Origin of the sequence: Phycicoccus elongatus Lp2, from assembly GCF_000367525.1 — a bacterium.
Taxonomy (GTDB): domain Bacteria; phylum Actinomycetota; class Actinomycetes; order Actinomycetales; family Dermatophilaceae; genus Phycicoccus_A; species Phycicoccus_A elongatus.
Map to the genome: position 1 here is coordinate 2,719,704 of NZ_HF570956.1, position 3,427 is coordinate 2,723,130.

Annotated in this window: 3 protein-coding genes; all 3 read right to left on the reverse strand. The window is 70.5% G+C overall.

From position 1 onward, the window contains the following. Nucleotides 1-1,521, reverse strand: a 1,521-nt coding sequence (locus BN10_RS13150; protein WP_040751833.1) for an NADH-quinone oxidoreductase subunit G, incomplete at its 3' end; no start/stop codon positions are given. Continuing rightward, nucleotides 1,518-2,831, reverse strand: a complete 1,314-nt coding sequence (gene nuoF / locus BN10_RS13155; RefSeq protein WP_010851746.1) for an NADH-quinone oxidoreductase subunit NuoF — start codon at nucleotides 2,829-2,831, stop codon at nucleotides 1,518-1,520. The genes BN10_RS13150 and nuoF, both read right to left, overlap by 4 nt. Next, nucleotides 2,828-3,427 (reverse strand): sunset domain-containing protein (locus BN10_RS15870; RefSeq protein WP_456153901.1); only part of this gene is annotated, 600 nt, incomplete at its 5' end. The genes BN10_RS15870 and nuoF, both read right to left, overlap by 4 nt.

Sequence of the window (3,427 nt, forward strand, 5' to 3'; positions counted from 1 at the left end):
GGCCAGCCGCTCCCCGACGAGGATGATCGCCCCCTCGCCCTTGAGCGCCTCCGCTGCGGCGGACAGGGCCTGCGAGTCGCCACGCCCGGTGGCCAGGGCCCCCAGGACCTCGGGTTCGGTGCCGGGCGCAGTGGCGATGAGGCGCCCACCGACCTTGGCCAGGCCGCGGGTGGCGACGGGCGCCACGGCATACACGGCCGTCTTGGTCTTGCGGAAGGCCTTGCGCAGGCGCAGGAAAACGATCGGGCTCTCGTCCTCGGGCTCGAACCCGACGAGGACGACGGCCTTCGCCTTCTCGAGGTCGGCGTAGGTGACGGCGCCGCCGTCGGGGCCGGTCGCGACGACGTGCGAGGCGAGGAAGGCGGTCTCCTCGGCCGAGTGCGGGCGGGCCCGGAAGTCCACGTCGTTGGTGCCGAGGATGGCGCGGGCGAACTTGCCGTAGGCGTAGGCGTCCTCGGCGGTCACGCGGCCACCGGTGAGGACGGCCGGGGCCTTGGCCGCCTTGAGCCCGGCAGCGGCGGCGTCGAGGGCCTCGGGCCAGGAGGCGACGACGAGCTCACCGCCCTTGCGGACCATGGGGAACTGGAGGCGGTCCCCGACGTTGGCGGACTGGAAGGCCCAGCGGCCCTTGTCGCAGTTCCACTCCTCGTTGACCGCCGGGTCGTTCTGGGCCATCCGGCGCAGCACCGTGCCGCGACGGTGGTCGGTCCGCAGCGAGCAGCCGCTGGCGCAGTGCTCACAGGCGCTCGGCGTCGACACGAGGTCGAAGGGGCGGCTGCGGAAGCGGTAGGCCGAGCCGGTGAGGGCCCCGACCGGGCAGATCTGCACGGTGTTGCCCGAGAAGTAGGACTCGAACGGGTGCTCCTCGTAGATGCCCACCTGCTGGAGGGCGCCGCGCTCGACGAGGGCGATGAAGGGGTCACCTGCAACCTGGTCCGAGAAGCGCGTGCAGCGGGCGCAGAGCACGCACCGCTCCCGGTCGAGCAGCACCTGGGAGGAGATGTTGATCGGCTTGGGGTAGGTCCGCTTGATGTCCTCGAAGCGGGAGGTCGCGCGACCGTTGCTCATCGCCTGGTTCTGCAGGGGGCACTCGCCGCCCTTGTCGCAGACCGGGCAGTCGAGCGGGTGATTGATGAGGAGCAGCTCCATGACACCGTGCTGGGCCTTGTCGATGGCCTCGGAGGTGTACTGGGTCTTGACGACCATGCCCGGGGCGACGGTCATCGTGCAGGACGCCTGCGGCTTCATCCGGCCGGGAGGGCCCTGCATCTGACGGGCCTCGGACGGCTTGCCGTCCGGTCCGGGCGGGCCGGGCATCCACACCTCGACCAGGCACTGGCGGCAGGCGCCGACCGGGTCCAGTCCGGGGTGGTCGCAGAAGCGCGGGATCTCGATTCCCGCCGTCTCCGCGGCACGGATGATGAGGGTGCCCTTGGGGACCGCGACCTCGACACCGTCGATGGTCAGGTTGACCAGGTCGGCGGCGGCCGGCGCGGGGGCCTTCTCGGGAGTGGTCGTCATGCCGACACGGTCTCCTTGGTCGTGAACAGGACCGCGTCGTTCGGGTCGAACGGGCAGCGGCCCATCGTCAGGTGCGCGATGTACTCGTCACGGAAGTACTGGATCGAGCTGGTGATGGGGCTGGTCGCCCCGTCACCGAGGGCGCAGAAGCTGCGGCCGAGGATGTTGTCGCAGATGTCGAGGAGCTTGTCGAGGTCGGCCTCGCTGCCCTGCCCGTGCTCGAGCCGGCCGAGGATCTGCTTGAGCCACCAGGTGCCCTCGCGGCACGGGGTGCACTTGCCACAGGACTCGTGCTTGTAGAAGTCGGTCCACCGGTCGACGGCGCGCACGACACACACGCTGGAGTCGAAGACCTGCAGGGCGCGCGTGCCGAGCATCGAGCCGGCCTTGGCGACGGCCCCGAACTCCAGTGGCACATCGAGGTGCTCGTCGGTGAAGAGCGGCGTGGACGATCCACCCGGGGTCCAGAACTTGATCGGGCGCTCGGGGTGACGCATGCCGCCGGCGAGGTCGAGGAGCTCACGCATGGTGATGCCCATCGGGGCTTCGTACTGGCCGGGGTTCTTGACGTGACCCGAGAGGCTGAAGATGCCGAAGCCGGTCGAGTCCTGGGTGCCCATGCCTTTGAACCAATCCGCACCGTGCAGCAGCAGCGGCGGCACCGAGGCGATCGACTCGACGTTGTTGACGACGGTTGGGCGGGCGTAGAGCCCGGCGACCGCGGGGAACGGTGGCTTGGAGCGCGGTTGACCACGGCGGCCTTCGAGGCTGTCGAGGAGCGCGGTCTCCTCGCCGCAGATGTAGGCGCCGGCACCGGCATGCACGGTCACGTCGAGGTCGAAGCCCGAGCCGTGGATGTTCTTGCCGAGGTGGCCCGCGGCATACGCCTCTTCGACGGCGCGCAACAAGCGACGGTAGACGTGGACGACCTCACCGCGAAGGTAGATGAACGCGTGGTTGCAGCCGATCGCGAAGGACGTGATCGCCACGCCCTCGATGAGGAACTGCGGGGCCGCCATCATGAGCGGGATGTCCTTGCAGGTGCCCGGCTCGGACTCGTCGGCGTTGACGACGAGGTAGCGGGGGCCACCGTCCGGCGGGGGCAGGAATCCCCACTTCATGCCGGTCGGGAAGCCAGCGCCGCCGCGACCGCGCAGGCCGGACTCCTTGGTCATCGCCACCAGGTCGGCCGGCGCCATGGTGAGCGCCTTCTTGAGGGCCTGGTAGCCCTCGTTCTTCTCGTAGGTCGCCAGCGTCCAGGACTGCGGGTCGTCCCAGAACTTGGTGAGGATCGGCGTCAAGGTCGTCATGACTGCTCCTGCCCCTTCTGGCGGCGCTCTCGCGCATCGGTGAAACCGGCGGCTCGGGCCGACTCCTCGTCGCGGAACCACACCTCGGCCTTGGTCCGGGCGTACCACGGGCTGGCCGTGGTGTGGAAGAGCATCGAGTTGGCGTTGCCCTTGATGTCCCAGCCGGCCGGGCCAGTTCCGCCCGGGCCCGGCTTGGCGGAGAACTCGCCGAAGCCGCCGTCGGCGAAGTCGCCACGAGTCTCCGCGCGGCTCTCAGCGGGCGCCGGGGAGTCGAAAAGGGTTGCGGGAGAGGCACTCTTCGCAACGTCCGCGGGAGCGCTGGCCGGAGCCTGCGTTGAGGCGGACGCAGCGTGCGCCTCGGATCCTGCCGTGGCGTCGGCGGGAAGGTTGCCCTCGGTATCGGAGGCCTTGGTGCCCTCCTCGGCCGTCTTCGCCGGCTCCGCAGCGGGCTCCAGCTTGTCGGCGGCGGCCTCGTCGCTGGCCGGGGTCACCTCGGCGGTCGCCTTTGCGTCCGCGGGCACGGTGGCCGGATCCGGCGTCGACGCGGACGCAACGGCAGGCTCCGCGGCGCGAGGCTCCGCGACACGAGGCTCCGC

What these genes read in the sequence shown, in the direction of transcription:
- nuoF (WP_010851746.1), bottom strand. Translation starts at nt 2,831, where the DNA reads ATGACGACCTTGACGCCGATCCTCACCAAGTTCTGGGACGACCCGCAG.